This is a genomic window from Microbulbifer sp. MCCC 1A16149 (genome assembly GCF_050368945.1).
In the GTDB taxonomy this organism is placed as follows: Bacteria; Pseudomonadota; Gammaproteobacteria; order Pseudomonadales; family Cellvibrionaceae; genus Microbulbifer.
This window is the reverse complement of record NZ_CP185959.1, coordinates 1,168,511-1,184,253: the sequence shown is the minus strand read 5'-3', so window position 1 is coordinate 1,184,253 and position 15,743 is coordinate 1,168,511. Positions and strand designations below refer to the sequence as shown.

At 58.4% G+C, this 15,743-nt stretch carries 11 protein-coding genes; 7 read left to right on the top strand and 4 right to left on the bottom strand.

The window, feature by feature from the left end:
- The first annotated feature begins 17 nt into the window (after positions 1-17).
- Entirely contained in the window at positions 18-527 is a 510-nt protein-coding gene (locus ACONT6_RS04870) for an RDD family protein (RefSeq protein WP_428820671.1), read from the top strand.
- 65 nt (positions 528-592) lie between these two features.
- Here the strand turns inward: ACONT6_RS04870 and lptG are convergent, their stop codons facing one another.
- Both lptG and lptF read right to left on the bottom strand, forming a co-directional pair.
- Positions 593-1,654, bottom strand: coding sequence for an LPS export ABC transporter permease LptG (gene lptG / locus ACONT6_RS04865; RefSeq protein ID WP_428820670.1), 1,062 nt, complete (start codon positions 1,652-1,654; stop codon positions 593-595).
- Positions 1,641-2,813: an LPS export ABC transporter permease LptF gene (gene lptF, locus ACONT6_RS04860; protein ID WP_428820669.1), complete on the bottom strand. Its 1,173-nt coding sequence runs from the start codon at positions 2,811-2,813 to the stop codon at positions 1,641-1,643. The genes lptG and lptF overlap by 14 nt, the downstream gene beginning before the upstream one ends.
- A gap of 253 nt (positions 2,814-3,066) precedes the next feature.
- Between lptF and ACONT6_RS04855 the strand changes: the two genes are divergently transcribed.
- The 6 genes from ACONT6_RS04855 to betA all read left to right on the top strand — a co-directional run bounded on the left by ACONT6_RS04855 (position 3,067) and on the right by betA (position 13,302).
- Positions 3,067-4,536, top strand: coding sequence for a leucyl aminopeptidase (locus tag ACONT6_RS04855; RefSeq protein ID WP_428820668.1), 1,470 nt, complete (start codon positions 3,067-3,069; stop codon positions 4,534-4,536).
- 346 nt (positions 4,537-4,882) lie between these two features.
- The gene (locus tag ACONT6_RS04850; protein ID WP_428820667.1) at positions 4,883-5,308 is read left to right on the top strand and encodes a DNA polymerase III subunit chi; all 426 of its coding nucleotides are present in this window, start codon (positions 4,883-4,885) and stop codon (positions 5,306-5,308) included.
- A 26-nt stretch (positions 5,309-5,334) separates the two neighbouring features.
- Complete coding sequence (locus ACONT6_RS04845) at positions 5,335-6,294, top strand: hypothetical protein (protein WP_428820666.1); 960 nt, start codon at positions 5,335-5,337, stop codon at positions 6,292-6,294.
- Between the two features lie 203 nt (positions 6,295-6,497).
- Positions 6,498-9,272 carry a valine--tRNA ligase gene (locus ACONT6_RS04840; RefSeq protein WP_428820665.1) on the top strand — a complete coding sequence of 925 codons (2,775 nt, stop codon included), beginning with the start codon at positions 6,498-6,500 and terminating at the stop codon, positions 9,270-9,272.
- A gap of 266 nt (positions 9,273-9,538) precedes the next feature.
- Positions 9,539-11,605, top strand: coding sequence for a choline BCCT transporter BetT (betT, locus tag ACONT6_RS04835; protein ID WP_428820664.1), 2,067 nt, complete (start codon positions 9,539-9,541; stop codon positions 11,603-11,605).
- Between the two features lie 8 nt (positions 11,606-11,613).
- A complete protein-coding gene (gene betA / locus ACONT6_RS04830; protein ID WP_428820663.1) occupies positions 11,614-13,302 on the top strand; it encodes a choline dehydrogenase in 1,689 nt (562 codons plus the stop codon).
- A gap of 10 nt (positions 13,303-13,312) precedes the next feature.
- Here the strand turns inward: betA and betB are convergent, their stop codons facing one another.
- Positions 13,313-14,767, bottom strand: a complete 1,455-nt coding sequence (betB, locus tag ACONT6_RS04825) for a betaine-aldehyde dehydrogenase (protein WP_428820662.1) — start codon at positions 14,765-14,767, stop codon at positions 13,313-13,315.
- Between the two features lie 106 nt (positions 14,768-14,873).
- Positions 14,874-15,638, bottom strand: a complete 765-nt coding sequence (locus ACONT6_RS04820; RefSeq protein WP_428820661.1) for a TorF family putative porin — start codon at positions 15,636-15,638, stop codon at positions 14,874-14,876.
- Positions 15,639-15,743 lie beyond the last annotated feature (105 nt).

The window sequence follows — 15,743 nt, the reverse complement described above, 5'->3', positions numbered from 1 at the left end:
TACCGGCGGAGATTCCCGTGCCCGATCCAGTCAAAACGCCCACCCAGTTTAACCAGCTTCCTTACGCCGGCGTCCTGCCGCGCCTGATGTCCCTGCTCTACGATGCCCTGATCCTGGCAGGCCTGTGGATGGTGTACGGCTTTCTCGCAATGCTGGTTGTATCCACATTCGGCGGCTTGCAATGCCAACCAGAGCACGTGGACTACACCCCCTGCGTGGGCGGTCCGCTGTACCAGCTGGGACTGGTGCTGGTGACTGCAGGATACTTTTTCTGGTCCTGGCGCGTGGCTGGCCAAACCATCGGCATGCGCGCATGGCGACTGATGGTCGCCAATAGCAACGGTGTACAGCTCAGTTGGTACCAGTGCTTTATCCGCGCCCTGGTAGGCCCCATCTCACTAGGCTGCTTTGGTTTGGGCTTTCTGTGGGGATATTTCCGCAACGATGGCGCCAGCTGGCACGATCTGGCATCGGATTCTGAGGTCAGGCGCCTGCCCAAAAAGAAGAAGGAAAAGAAACTGAACTGATCATTGGCTACTGAGGGGGGACCGGTTCATTCAACCAGCCCCCGTTATCGGCCAATCAAGAAGTGCTAGCGAGCGCGTTTTAGCAGCAACCAACCGAGCAGGAAGCTGGCAAGAATAGGAATGATCACCGCAATAAACGGCGGGAACCCGAACACCACGGACGAAGGGCCAAGCATGTCCTGTACCGTCCGGAATACGATTCCCACAATCACCCCGGTAAATACCCGCAAACCGGTAGTCACCTCCCGCAAGGGCCCGAATATAAACGAGATGGCCATCATCACCAGGCCGGCGATGGTAAGCGGCTGTAACACCTTTTTCCAGAAAGCCAACCAGTAACGGGCGGACTCTTCGCCCTTGCGGTCGAGGAAGTTGCCGTAAGACCACAGATTGCGCGGCGACAGATCGGACGGCAATGGCACCACCAGGGAAAACAGGTCCGGAGACATATCCGAGTCCCAGTAAGAACGCGCCTCCTCGCTACTGCTCGAGCGCTCCTGCGTGAGACGTGTCTGGCGACTGTTCTGGAGCTCCCAGCGGTCATTTTCATAGTGGCCGCGCTCGGAAAATACTACCCGCTGAAGCTGGCGATCCTCATCGAAACGGTACCGGGTGATCCCAAACAGGGTGCCACCGGGCAGTGCCGCGTTGAAGTGAACAAATTCGCCCCCGTCATGCAGCCACAGCCCCTGCTCAAGACCGGAGTTCTCCAGTTCGCCCTGGGCAATGGCCTTGCGGCTTTCGGCATTCTGGTTCGTGACCGGGATCACCAGTTCAGCGAGCATCAGCCCCAGCACGATCAACACCAGAACCGGTTTCATCACCGCCCAGGTAATTCGGCCGATAGAAACCCCGGAGGCCCGCATCACGGTCAGCTCACTGGTACTGGCCAGAGTACCCAGCCCAACCATGCAGCCCACCAGCGCCGAGAACCCAAGCTGACTGTATATGCGCTCGGGCAAGGTCCAGAGGACATACTCCAGAATATCGACAAACTGATAGTTGTCACCGAGATCCTCGAGCTCATCGACGATCGCGGAAATCAGATCCAGCCCGAGAATCACCATCAATACGGCGAGAATCGCCATGGTCACTGTGCGGGCGATATAGCGATCAAGCCGTGACATTGGTACCTCCACTTCCACCGCCGATGCCGGAATCACCACCGACATCCGGGCCACCACGTGGTTTGCGCGGCTTGCGCGGCTTGCGGTTGCGCCCGCCGAGCAATAGCAACCCGAGAATCAGGAATGGCGGGTGCACCAGCCAGATGGCCCAGGCCTGCTCGATCTTGCCATCCTCAATGGCACCGCGAACCCCCTGCAGGGCAACAAGGTAAATAATGTACAGCAGCACCGCTGGGATCATTTTGGCGTAACGCCCCTGGCGCGGGTTAGTGCGGCTCAACGGCACTGCGAGAATTGCCACCACCAGCACCAATATGGGCAAGCTGAAGCGCCAGTGTAGATTGACCCGCTCGCGCGGGTTGTCACTCTTCCACAGCGCGGCGGTGGACATGGACTGCAGTTTTTCGCTGGCTTTGGAGCGCAGGCGCGGTATTTCCAGCAACACTTCATAACTGTCGAACGCCATCTGGCGATAGTCACTCTGGCCCGGCACACCCTCGTAACGGTATCCGTCGCGGAGTACCAGGTATCGCAAGCCGGACTCCGGATCAATCTGTTGCACCCCTTCCCGCGCCACGGTAACGATCTGGTGATCCGTCTCCATGTTCCCGCGGGAATTCCCCAACTCAGCGAGAAACACATCGTGCATGGTGGATTTGTCGCCACTCAGGCCATCTGCGTAATACACGGCGCGGCCGCCGCCTGTGGCAACAAACTTCTTTGGCACCAGGTGATCAAACTCATTGCGGGTTTTATCGGCGGTCAACAGGTGGGAGGTCCGCTCAATGCCGGTCGGAGTCAGATAGAGGCTCATGGCCCCCACAAAAGCCGCCACCAATAACGCTGGTACCAGCGTATACCGCAACAGCTGGCGCTCACTGAAGCCACAAGCGTGCAGTACCGTCATTTCACTTTCGATATAGAGTCGACCGTAGGCCAGCAGGATACCCACAAAAAAGCCCAGCGGCACCACCAGCTCCAGGAAGCCAGGCAGGCGATACCCCATCAGCGAAAACAGGATGCCGGCGGATAGATCGCCCGCTGCCGCCTCGGCCAGATACTTCACAAAACGGCCACTCATCACCATCAGCAATAGCACGGCACTGACGGCAAGTGTCGCGCCGAGTAGTTCGCGACAGAGGTAGCGGAAAATAATCACTGAACGACCAGCTTCCCTGATTACAGTTCGAAGAAATGGCGAATGGAAGTCGAGATTCCGGTTTAGATACAAGCGGTGTCAGCATAGGACACCGGATCAAGCAATCCGATCCTTCTCGGGTTAAACTTGTGCGGCGCATTATCACTAAAAAGCCCGGCAATGTCTCGGTTCAGAACAACCAGACTGACAGATACCCTGCTCGTATCGATACGCACAAGCCGCGGACTTACCAGAACATCAAGGAACCAATTACATGCAGTGTAACGCCAAGGTCACCGACATCAGCAAACAGCGCAGCGCCTGCGCCATTATCGCCGTCGACAACAAGAACCGCTTCACCGATAGCGGTAGCGCCCTCGACAAGGCCAATGGCGGCAACCTGGCCAAACTGTTAAAGCGCGGCGATCTCGGCAGCGCAGCTGGCAGCACCCTCATGGTCCCCACCCTTGAAGGCGGCGCCGAGCGGGTCCTGCTGGTGCGCTCCGGCAAGACGCCGGTCTCCCAGGCGGAATTCCGCAAGCTGGCAAGCGCCAGCGCCACCGCGGTCAAATCCCTCAAGGATGCCACCAGTTACCTGGGCGAAGTGTCCGTCACTGCTGCCGATGCCGGCTGGCAGGCGCAACAGCTGGCAATGGCCGCAGGCCTCGCCGGTTACAAGTTCACTCGCTGCCACAGCGATGCCAAGCCCTACCCACTGGCCAAGTTCACCGTTCACGCCGCGGACAAAAAGCAGCTCAAGGCCATGCAACAGGGCGTCGATCTGGGCTGTGCCCAGGCATCGGGCAGCAACGTGGCGCGGGAGCTGGGCAACCTGCCGGGCAATATTTGTACACCGAGCTATCTCGCGTCTGAAGCCAAAGCCCTGGCGAAAAAACACCCGAAACTGTCCACCAGCGTGCTCGACAACAAAAAGATGGAAGCCCTGGGCATGGGCGCTTTCATGAGCGTCGCCAAGGGAAGCGACGAGCCCGCCGCGATGATCGCGATGAACTACAAGGGTGGCAAAACCGGACAGAAGCCGATTGTTCTGGTGGGTAAAGGCATCACTTTTGATACCGGAGGTATTAGCCTCAAGCCCGGCATGCAGATGGACGAAATGAAATTCGACATGTGCGGCGCCGCCAGTGTCTTCGGCGTGATGAACGCCCTGGTAGAAATGAATGCGCCGGTCAATGTGGTCGGCGTCGTTGCCGCCGCAGAAAACATGCCCAGTGGCCGCGCCAGCAAGCCCGGCGATATTGTCACTTCCATGAGCGGCAAAACCATCGAGATCCTCAACACCGATGCCGAAGGCCGTCTGGTTCTGTGCGATGCCCTCACCTGGGCGGGCAAATTCAAACCGAGCGTGGTGATCGACGTGGCGACCCTGACTGGCGCCTGTGTCATCGCGCTTGGCAACCACGCAACCGGCCTCTATGCCAATCAGGACAAGCTCGCCGACGAGCTGCTTGCTGCCGGCGAGACGACCGGCGACCGCGCCTGGCGCATGCCCCTGTGGGACGAATACCAGCCGATGCTGAACTCCAATTTTGCCGACATGCAGAACATCGGTGGCCGTGAAGCCGGCTCCGTGACCGCCGCCTGCTTCCTGGCGCGCTTCGCTGAAGACTACAACTGGGCCCACCTGGATATCGCCGGCAGCGCCTGGAAGTCCGGCGCGGCCAAAGGCGCTACCGGACGCCCGGTACCGCTGCTGCTGCAATACATCCTGAACAAAAAATAAACGAATCTAGTATCTAATACGAAGCCAAATCTCCGAGGCGAAGGTCCCGCTGCCGGAAACGGTGCGCAGGACTGTCGAAAAGAGGGACCTTTTCGACAAGCCCCCATGGATGGGTTCACGGCGTGTCCTGCGCACCGTTTCCGGCAGCGGGACCGCCTCAAGACCAGCTTCAGTGCTCTGAAATGATGAAGTGGCGGCGCCGCTACCCGGTAAAGCCTTGCGAGACACGCCGTGAACCCATTCATGGAGGGCTCTTCTGCGAGGTCCCTCTCGCAGAAGGTCTCACAAGGCTTTACCGGGTATCGGCACCTTCACATTAACCTCCCGCGCCCAACGGCCCGAATCGATGACTCGAATAGATTTCTACGTTTTACCCTCTGAAAACCAGGATGAAATCCCCGTTTTCGCCTGTCGCCTCGCCGAAAAGGCCTTTCGCAATGGCCTGCACGTGCTGATTGCCGTCGATGGCGAGCAGCAGGCACAACAGCTGGACGAACTTCTGTGGACCTTCCGGGAAGACAGCTTCCTGCCCCATGCGCCCCAGAACCTGGACCAGCAGGCCGCTATCGAGATCAACAGCGGCGAAGACCCCGCCCAGCACCATGGCCTGCTCATCAACCTGCGCGGTGAAATCCCCACCTGGTTCAGCCAGTTCGATCGTCTCGCAGAAATCGTCTGCCAGCACCCGGACTCCCTCGCCCGCTCGAGAACGCGATACAGTCACTTCCGTGACAGGGGATATCCGTTACAATCACACAAGATACCCAACTGACCCCAGCGGAAACGAAAGCCAGCTCCATGTCCGGTCGCAAGAAAAACAGAAAGCATCGCCACGGCCAGCCCCCGAACGAGCTACTCAGTGAGCTCAATTCCCTGCGGGAGCTCCTCGGCAGCGATATGGAAGCGGATATTCCGCTGCTCGACCAGGTCGCCGGACCTAACCAAGCCGAACAGACCCAAAGCGCGCCGCCGGCCACAAAGCCACAACGTGCACCCGTAGCGGCCCAACGTCCGCTGCAGGAGGCCGATCTGCCCATCCTGTTCAGCCCGGTGGATGAGGAGCCCGCAGAGGAATACGCCCCGCTGCTCAGCGATGCCGACCGGGAACTGCTGCGCCCACTGCAAAACCTGCCGCGCAGCAACAGCCCGCTGACCGACAAACAACAGGCTCCCGCAGAGAGCAACGCCCTCAGTACCGAAACCACACCCGAAGAAGCCTCCGGTAAAAAGGAACCCAATGGCGCCTCGGCGCGGGAAGAATTCCAGCCCGGCCTCTTCGATCCCCAGCAAAAGCCCGCCAGAGAGATGTCGGTGACGGAAGAGCTGGATGAGACTTTGGAGACGCTAGAGACGTCGGAGAAACTAGAGGTGGCCCCCTCTTCCGCACCTGACACCCCCGCGGTTGAGCGAAAAGCCCGGACCGAGCGGAAGCCGCTGCCAGCAGCGATGTCAGAAAACCCCTTCCTGCCGCCGCATATCCGCGCACGCCTGACAGGTGGCAGGATTCCCCGCCCGGAACCCGCTCAACAAGCAGCAGAGGCAAAGCCTTCCATAGAGGAAGAGCCCGAGATAGCAGCGGAGCCACTGGACCAGCAACCCGCGGATACAGGCAAAGAACAAGAGTCCGGCCCCAGCGATCGCGAGCGTCTCATAGAACAGCTGATGGCCGAACAGCTGCCCGAGCTGGAGCGCCAACTGCGCGTGAATATCACCCGGATGGTGAACGAGATCTACCCGGAAGAATTTGAAGCCGAGTGACCCGGCTCGGCCAATTGAGTGGCATTTCGAATCGATTCGAGGCGCCACCCCAGGAAATCCCCGGCAACCTTTTGCCCCGACCGGCCCCGGCGGTATAATTCCGCCCCTTTTTATATACTCATCCATTCATTTCATCGCCCCGGTGTGACCGTGTATCCGGCCCCGGGCGGCAAAGCGATTCAAAGCAAGGCATTCCCCCGCGCATGGACAAGACATACCAGCCCAACGCCATCGAACAGCAGTGGTACAAAACCTGGGAAGAAAACGGCTATTTCAAGCCGTCCGGTGATACCGAAGCCGATCCTTACAGCATCATGATTCCGCCGCCGAACGTCACCGGCAGCCTGCACATGGGCCACGGTTTCCAGGAATCCATCATGGATGCCCTGATTCGCTACCACCGCATGAAAGGCAACAACACCCTGTGGCAAGTAGGTACCGATCACGCCGGTATCGCCACGCAGATGGTGGTGGAACGTTTGCTGGCCGCTGAAGGCAAGTCCCGCCACGAGCTGGGCCGCGACAAGTTCATCGAGAAAGTGTGGGAGTGGAAAGAAGAGTCCGGCGGCAACATCACCCGCCAGCTGCGTCGCCTCGGCGCCAGCCCAGACTGGTCCCGCGAGCGCTTCACCATGGATGACGGCTTCTACAAGGCCGTGCAGGAAGTGTTCATCCGCCTGTATGAAGACGACCTGATCTACCGCGGCAAGCGCCTGGTGAACTGGGATCCGAAGCTGCACACCGCGATTTCCGACCTGGAAGTGCTGAACGAGGAAGAACAGGGCCACCTGTGGCACTTCCGCTACCCGCTCACTGACGGCAGTGGCCACCTGGTAGTCGCCACCACCCGCCCGGAAACCATGCTCGGCGACACCGCTGTGGCCGTGCATCCGGAAGATGAGCGCTACAAGCACCTGATCGGCAAAACCATCAAGCTGCCGCTCGCGGACCGCGAAATTCCGATTATTGCCGACGACTACGTCGATCTGGAGTTCGGTACCGGCTGTGTGAAAATCACCCCGGCCCACGACTTCAACGACTACGAGATGGGCCAGCGCCACAATCTCGAGATGATTAACATCCTCGACCAGGACGCCAACCTGAACGACAACGTGCCGGAGAAATACCGCGGCATGGAGCGCTTCGCCGCGCGCCAGCAGGTAGTCGATGACCTGGATGCTCTCGGTCTGCTGGAAAAAATCGAGCCGCACACATTGAAAGTCCCCCGCGGTGACCGCTCCGGCGTGGTGATCGAGCCGTGGCTCACCGACCAGTGGTATGTGAAAACCCAGCCGCTGGCAGAAGAAGCCATCAAGGTCGTGGAAGACGGCCGCGTGGAATTTGTGCCCAAGAACTACGAGAACATGTACTTCTCCTGGATGCGCGATATCCAGGACTGGTGTATCTCCCGCCAGCTGTGGTGGGGGCACCGCATTCCGGCGTGGTACGACAACGAAGGCAAGGTCTACGTCGGCCGCAGCGAAGAAGAAGTGCGCAAGAAGCACAACCTGGGCGATATCGAATTGCGTCAGGACGACGACGTGCTCGACACCTGGTTCTCCTCCGGCCTGTGGACCTTCGGCACCCTGGGCTGGCCGGAAGAAACCCCGGAGCTGGCGGCATTCCACCCGACCAGTGTGTTGGTCACCGGTTTTGACATCATTTTCTTCTGGGTCGCGCGCATGATGATGCTGACCCTCTACTTCAAGAAGGAAGTGCCTTTCCACACCGTGTACGTGCACGGTCTGGTGCGCGACAGCCACGGCCAGAAGATGTCCAAGTCCAAGGGCAACGTGCTCGACCCCATCGACCTGATCGACGGTATCGACCTGGAAAGCCTGGTAGCCAAGCGCACCACCGGCATGATGCAGCCGCACCTGCGCGAAAAGATCGAGAAGCAGACCCGCAAGGAATTCCCCGAAGGCCTCGCCGCCTACGGCACCGACGCGCTGCGTTACACCTACTACTCACTGGCCTCCACCGGTCGCGATATCAAGTTCGACGTTGGCCGTATCGAGGGCTTCCGCAACTTCTGCAACAAGATCTGGAACGCATCCCGCTATGTGCTGCAAAACTGCGATGGTCACGATTGCGGCCAGGATGGCAGCGATGATTTCGAACTGACCATCGCCGATCGCTGGATCATCTCCCTGCTGCAGCGCACCGAGATCACAGTGAAAGAAGCGGTAGACAACTACCGGTTCGACCTCGCCTCCCAGGCACTGTACGACTTCATCTGGGGTGAGTACTGCAGCTGGTATCTGGAACTGTCCAAGCCAGTACTGTGGGACGACAACGCCAGCGATGCGGTGAAGAAAGGCACCCGTCGCACCCTGATCCGCGTGCTGGAAACCATCCTGCGCCTGCTGCACCCGCTGATGCCGTATATCACCGAGGAAATCTGGCAGCGTGTGAAGGACCGGGCCGGCAAGGCCGGCGACACCATCATGTTGCAGCCCTACCCGGAAGCCAACGAACACCGCATCGACGAAAATGCCGAAGCGGCCATCGCCTGGCTCAAGGGCGTGATTGAGGGTGTACGGAACATTCGTGGTGAGATGAATATCTCGCCGGCGAAGAAAATCCCGCTGATCCTGCGCAACGGCTCCGCACGGGACGAAGATCTGCTGAAGCAGACCCGCAGCCTGCTTACCAAGCTGGCCAGCCTCGACTCCATCGAATGGCTGGAGCAAGGTGCTACTGCACCGGCCTCCTCCACCGCACTGGTAGGCGACCTGGAGTTGCTGGTCCCCATGGCTGGTCTGATTGACGTGGCGGCAGAAAGTGCGCGCCTGCAGAAGGAAATCGACAAGCTGGACAAAGAGATTGCGCGGGTTAACGGCAAACTGAACAACCCGAAATTTGTCGACAAGGCTCCGGAAGCCGTGGTCAACAAGGAAAAAGACAGATTGGTCGAATTCGAGAGCGCTCGCTCTCGCCTGCAGCAGCAGCTGGAGGAAATCAGCCAGCTGTCGTAAGTTGACCGATTTGCACAGGTGATACTGGCGGGGGCGCAAGCCCCCGCTTTCCCGCTCCTCTTCCCAGTTTCTTCCCCCTGTTTCTCCTTACCGGTTCTTCGCGCTCTCCGGTTCTCCTATGCCAATTCCCTTCTGCTGGCGATTTTGTCCATAAGTTAAACACTCGGGGCGCCCCACTCCTTGTGCCGGCGCGTTCACCAACGATGTATGGACTATCCTGAGGACAACCTTTTCCTGCCGCCCTTCCAGAAAAACGGGCTACGTCTATGCATAACCCAAAGTCTTCGGAGAATTCATCCAAAGCCACCGCTGATGAGGCGCGCCTCAAACCCCAGGTGTTTTACAGCTCCGTCATTGGCATCACGCTCTTTTCCCTGTGGGCCATGTTTTTCACCGAGCAGGCCGGCAAAGTCATCTACGGCGTACTCGCGTGGATTTCAGGCAGCTTCGGCTGGCTTTACTTTCTTGCAATCGTCGCTTACCTCGTTTTCGTCATCGTGGTCGCACTGTCCAAATACGGAGATATTAAACTGGGGCCGGACCATGCGGAGCCAGAGTTCAATGTGGTCACCTGGGCGGCCATGCTGTTCGCGGCGGGCATCGGTATCGACCTGATTTTCTACTGCATTGTCGAACCACTCACCCAGTTCATCGCTCCGCCAACGGGCGAAGGCGGCACCATTGAAGCCGCTCGTCAGGCCATGGCCATCACCTTCCTGCACTGGGGATTATCGGGCTGGGGCGTCTATACCCTGGTAGGCATGTCACTGGCGTTTTTCAGTTATCGCCACGGACTGCCCCTGACCATCCGCTCGGCACTCTACCCCCTGTTTGGCAAGCGTATTTACGGCCCGATCGGAACGTCCGTGGATATTGCCGCGGTGCTGGGTACGGTGTTTGGCGTTGCCACCAGCCTCGGCATTGGCATCATCCAGCTCAACTTCGGGCTGAAATATATGTTCGGCGTACCCGAGGGTACCGCGACCCAGGCAGTGCTCGCGGTGCTGATCGTGGTGTTTGCAGCAATCTCGGCCGCTACCGGTGTCGAACGCGGCATTCGACGACTGTCTGAATTCAATATGCTGCTCGCCATCGCGCTGATGCTGTTTGTGTTACTCAGTGGCAAAACCCGCTTCCTGCTGGATGCGTTCGTTACCAACCTCGGCGATTACATACAGCACTTTGTCGAGTTGTCTTTCAATACGTTTGCCTTCGATCCACCACAGGACTGGCTCAACGCCTGGACCATCTTCTTCTGGGCCTGGTGGATTGCCTGGGGACCGTTTGTAGGGCTGTTTCTCGCGCGCATCTCCCGCGGCCGCACTATCCGCTCGTTTGTCGCCGGCACGCTGATACTGCCCTTTATGTTTATGGCCGCGTGGATGGCAATCATGGGTAACGCCGCTATCGATATGGTGCTGGGGGGCGCGGCAGAGTTCGGCAAGGAGGCCACAGCAAATCCCGGCTCTGCCATTTACCTGTTCCTGGAGCAGATGCCCTGGACCACGCTGACCACCATTGCGGTCACCATTCTCTCCATTGTGTTCTTCGTCACTTCCGGCGACTCCGGCTCACTGGTGCTGTCCAACCTCACCTGTCGGCTGGAGGACCCCAATCACGATGCACCCCCCTGGATGCGCGTGCTCTGGGCGGCCATTATCGGCATCGTTACCCTGGCGTTGTTGATGACCGATGGACTCGCAGCACTGCAAAGTGCCGTGGTGATCATGGGGCTGCCTTTTGCTTTCGTCCTGATTCTGATGATGCTCGGCCTCTCCAAGGCACTGCGGCTGGAAGGTCTTAAATCCGCGAGCATGCAGGATGCCTTGTCCGGCCATTTATCTGGCCGAACCGTATCCCGCGAAGGACACAGCAATTGGAGTCAGCGACTTGCCCGCGCCATCAGCTTCCCTACCTTCAAACAGGTGGAACAGTTTATCGAGCGCACCGTGCGGCCCGCGTTCGAGGCGGTAAAAGAGGAGCTTTCCGAGAAAGGGTATCCGGTAACCATCACTGAGGGCGGCGGTGATGACCTGCACCTCGCGCTGGATGTAACACTGGGTGAGGAGGTGGACTTCACCTATCAGGTATGGCCGCGACAGTGTTCCATGCCTGCATTCACCCTGCGTGCCGAGCAACCCCGATCCAGCTATTTCCGGCTTGAACCGCACCTGCGCGAAGGCGGCCTTACCTATGACCTCATGGGCTATACCCGCGAGCAGGTGATCGGCGATATCGTCGATCACTTCGAGGCGCACCTGCAATACCTGCACATGCGGCGAGAACTCGCCACGCGCACCCCCGGTGAAGAAGATGAACCCGGCCCCGCTTGAGAACCGCAATGACCGAATCCAATTTTGACCAAACTTTCGATTACATCGTGGTCGGTGCCGGTTCCGCCGGTGCCGTCGTCGCCAGCCGCCTCTCCGAGGATCGCGATACCAGCGTGCTGTTGCTGGAATTTGGCGGCAAAGACAATTCCATTTTCATACGCATGCCCACGGCACTGTCAATCCCGCTCAATATGCCGAAGTACGACTGGGAGTTTTATACCGAGCCGGAACCGGGCTTGAAGGGCCGGCGTGTTCACCAGGCTCGCGGTAAGGTCATCGGCGGTTCATCGTCGATCAATGGCATGGCCTTCGTGCGCGGCTGCAAAGGCGATTACGAAGAGTGGGCACAGCTCGGCGCAAACGGATGGGCCTATGCCGATGTACTACCGTATTTCAGGCGCTCGGAAACCTGTGTTTATGGCGAAGATGATTATCGCGGCGGTGAGGGGCCCATCACTGCCTGCAATGGCAACAATATGCAAAACCCGCTTTACCGCGCGTTTATCGAGGCGGGCAAGCAAGCGGGCTACGGCTATACCGAAGATTACAATGGCTATCGCCAGGAAGGATTCGGGCGTATGGATATGTCCGTACGCGACGGCGTCCGCTGCTCTACCGCCCTGGCCTATCTCAAGCCAGCCCTGTCGCGCCGTAATCTCGAGCTGAAGATGCACGCCCTCACTACGCGGGTCATCATGGAAGGCAAGAAAGCCATCGGGGTCGAGTACGAGCAACATGGCAAAACATTTCGTGCGCGCGCGAAACGTGAAGTCATTCTCTCCGCCAGCGCCTTCAACTCTCCCAAGCTGTTGATGCTTTCCGGTATCGGCCCCGCGGCACACCTGAAAGAGCACGGTATTGATGTGGTCCACGACCTGCCAGGCGTCGGGCAAAACCTGCACGATCATCTGGAAGTCTGGGTACAGCAGGAATGTACCCAGAATATCACCCTCAACGGCGTGCTGGGGCCCCTATCCAAGGCCTGGATCGGCCTCCAGTGGCTGCTGTTCAAGCGCGGCCTCGGTGCCTCCAATCATTTCGAATCCAACGGCTATATCCGCAGTCGCGAGGGGCTGGAATGGCCGGACATTCAGTATCACTTCCTGGCCGGCGCCATCGCCTACGATGGCTCCAGCGCGGTCAAGGGGCACGGTTTCCAGGCACACCTTGGCTGTAATAAACCGCTCAGCCGTGGCTGGGTGAAACTGAAATCCAGCGACCCACGGCAACAGCCGGAGATGTTCTTTAACTATCTGGACCGGGAAGAAGACAAGCAGGCGTTCCGCGCGGGGCTGCAGTTTACCCGGGAGATCTTTGCCCAATCCGCCATGGATCCCTACCGCGGCCGCGAGATTGAGCCCGGCATGGATGTTCAGAGTGACGATGAGATTGATAGCTGGGTAGCAGAGTCCGCTGAAACCGCTTACCACCCGGCCGGAAGTTGTCGCATGGGGACAGATGGCATGGCCGTGGTGGATCCGGAATGCCGGGTACGCGGAGTGGAAAACCTGCGGGTAATCGACTCCTCCATCATGCCCACGGTCACCAATGGCAACCTGAATGCCCCCACCATCATGATCGGGGAAAAAGGCGCGGACCATGTTCGAGGAAAAGGCATGCTGCCCGCCTCCGATGCAGACAGCTACACCGCCAAGGATTGGCAAACGAGCCAGCGAGAGAAAACCCCGCAGCGCTGAGCCCGCTGAATCAGTAGGGCGCTTCTACATCGCCTTCGGCCACATAAACCGTCTTGAGTTTGGTGTAGTGTTCGAAGGCGCGGCGACTGTTTTCCTTGCCGATACCCGATTGCTTGAAACCGCCAAACGGCATTTCCACCGGGGTCAGGTTGTAGGCATTGATCCAAACGATGCCTGCATCCAGACGATCGGCGACACGATGGCCGCGCTGTATATCTTTGGTGAAGACACCACCAGCGAGCCCGAACTCGGTCTGGTTGGCCCGTTCAATCACTTCGTCTTCAGAACTGAAGCCCAGTAGCGACAGTACCGGGCCGAAAATCTCTTCCCGCACGATTGTCATCTTATCGTCGAGACCATCAAAGATGGTGGGCTCGACAAAGTTACCCCCTTCGCAGCCCGCGACTTTCGCGCGCCCACCGCCGGTGAGTAACTTGCCCCCCTCCTGCTGGCCTTTTTCGATATAGCCCAGTACCCCGGCCATATGATCTGCGCTGATCATGGGCCCCACGTCGGTATCTGGGTCCAGAGGATCCCCCAGCTTGAGTTTTTTGGTGCGGGCCACCAGTTTGTCCACGAATTTCTCGCGAACCGATTCGTGTACAAACACCCGGGTACTATTAGTACAGATCTGTCCCTGGGTATAAAAATTACCGAGCAGTGCAGCACCAACCGCGTTATCCAGGTCCGCGTCCTCGAACACAATCAGCGGTGACTTACCCCCCAGTTCAAGGGTCACGCTTTTCAGGGAGTCCGCAGCAGCACGCATTACCGCCTTGCCGGTGCCGACTTCCCCGGTTAGTGAAACCTTGGCGATCCCTGGGTGCGCGGTGAGCATTTTCCCCGTATCCGCCATGCCCTGAACTACATTAAATACCCCGTCAGGCAGGCCCGCCTGCTTGTAGATTTCAGCCAGTTTCAGCGCCGATAACGGTGTCAGCTCTGCCGGCTTGAATACCATGGCATTGCCAGCAGCCAATGCGGGAGCGGACTTCCAGGCGGCGATCTGGATAGGATAATTCCACGCGCCGATGCCGGCACAGACACCTATCGGCTCGGGCCGGGTGTAGAAGAAGCCTCCGGGAACAGCCTGGTACTCCCCCTGCAATGACGCCGCCTGCCCGCCGAAAAACTCAAGGCAATCGGCTGCAGAACCGATGTCGGCTTCCGGCGTTTCCGCTAGTGGCTTGCCGCCATCCAGAGACTCGAGGCGCGCCAATTCATCACAGTTGTCCCGCAATAGCTGGGCCGCCTTTACCAGTACGCGACCGCGCTCAGCCCCACTCAATGCAGACCATTCCGCCTGCCCGCGCTTTGCTGACGCGACGGCCTTATCCACTTCAGCCTGCCCGGCTTGCGCAACCCGGCAAATAACCTTACCGGTCGCGGGGTTGATGGTGTCAAAGAACTGGCTTTTTTCTGGGGTCACATACTCACCGTGAATCCAGAGTAACTGATCGTCCATATCCGGCATCCTTTCCTCTCACCTCTGGTGAGATTCCTAATAACTGTGATCACCTGAAGACACTGCGCACTCAAAAAACCATGAGCACTCAGTACCAGGAAAATGGCTAGAAACTGCGAGTAACGCCGATAACAAGATCACCGTCGGTCAGCTTCGGGTTGGCGAGAAAGGGATCCACACCGTCGGTATCGTACCAGCGCAGCCCGAAGCTCCAGTCATCGACAACATAATCCACACCAATATCCCAGTAGGTAAAATCCAGGTTGTCGTTACCGGAGCCAAACGTCTGCTCGCCGACGCGCAGTGACGGCGTCAATCCTGGACACACTTCGTAGCCGAGCGTTATTTCGTAGGCGAGCGCAGACACGCCATCGAGAAAATCATCGCCAAAATAGTTATCCGTCCACCAGACACTGGGACTGGCAGAAAATTTATCCTTGGAGTAATTGAGATAGGTATAGACCTCGGCGTAATCCAGCCTGAATTCAGAGCCGGGATAGTTATAGCTCCAGTATCCGATGTCAAAATTGAAACCGCTGTCGCCGATGTCTTTGGTAAAACCGATATATGGATCGAGTTCCATACTATTACCGTTGCCGCCAAAGTCCGTGTTTGACGCCCATAAGCCTAAATACAGGCCACCATCGTGGGACCAATTGAAGTCGCCCTGTACCTGAGGGCGACCATTAGAATTGGAAATACTGCGAAACATGTAATCGCTTGCCATCAGCAAGCTGCCGGCAAAGGTACCCAAAGTGTCTTTCTCACTTTGGGATTCCTGCGCGAGGGAGTTGGCAGCAAAACCACTGAATAAGATGATCGCGATCACCCCATGCAGGAAGCCCGCTTTTTGACGTAATTTTGCTTCCATGCTTTCTATCCTCGGATGTAATCTAAAAACACCCCTTACTGTAGGATAAGATTCGGGCTGTTCAAGGCGGGGCGTCGGGTGCAAACTCCAGTAATCTCGCTGTAT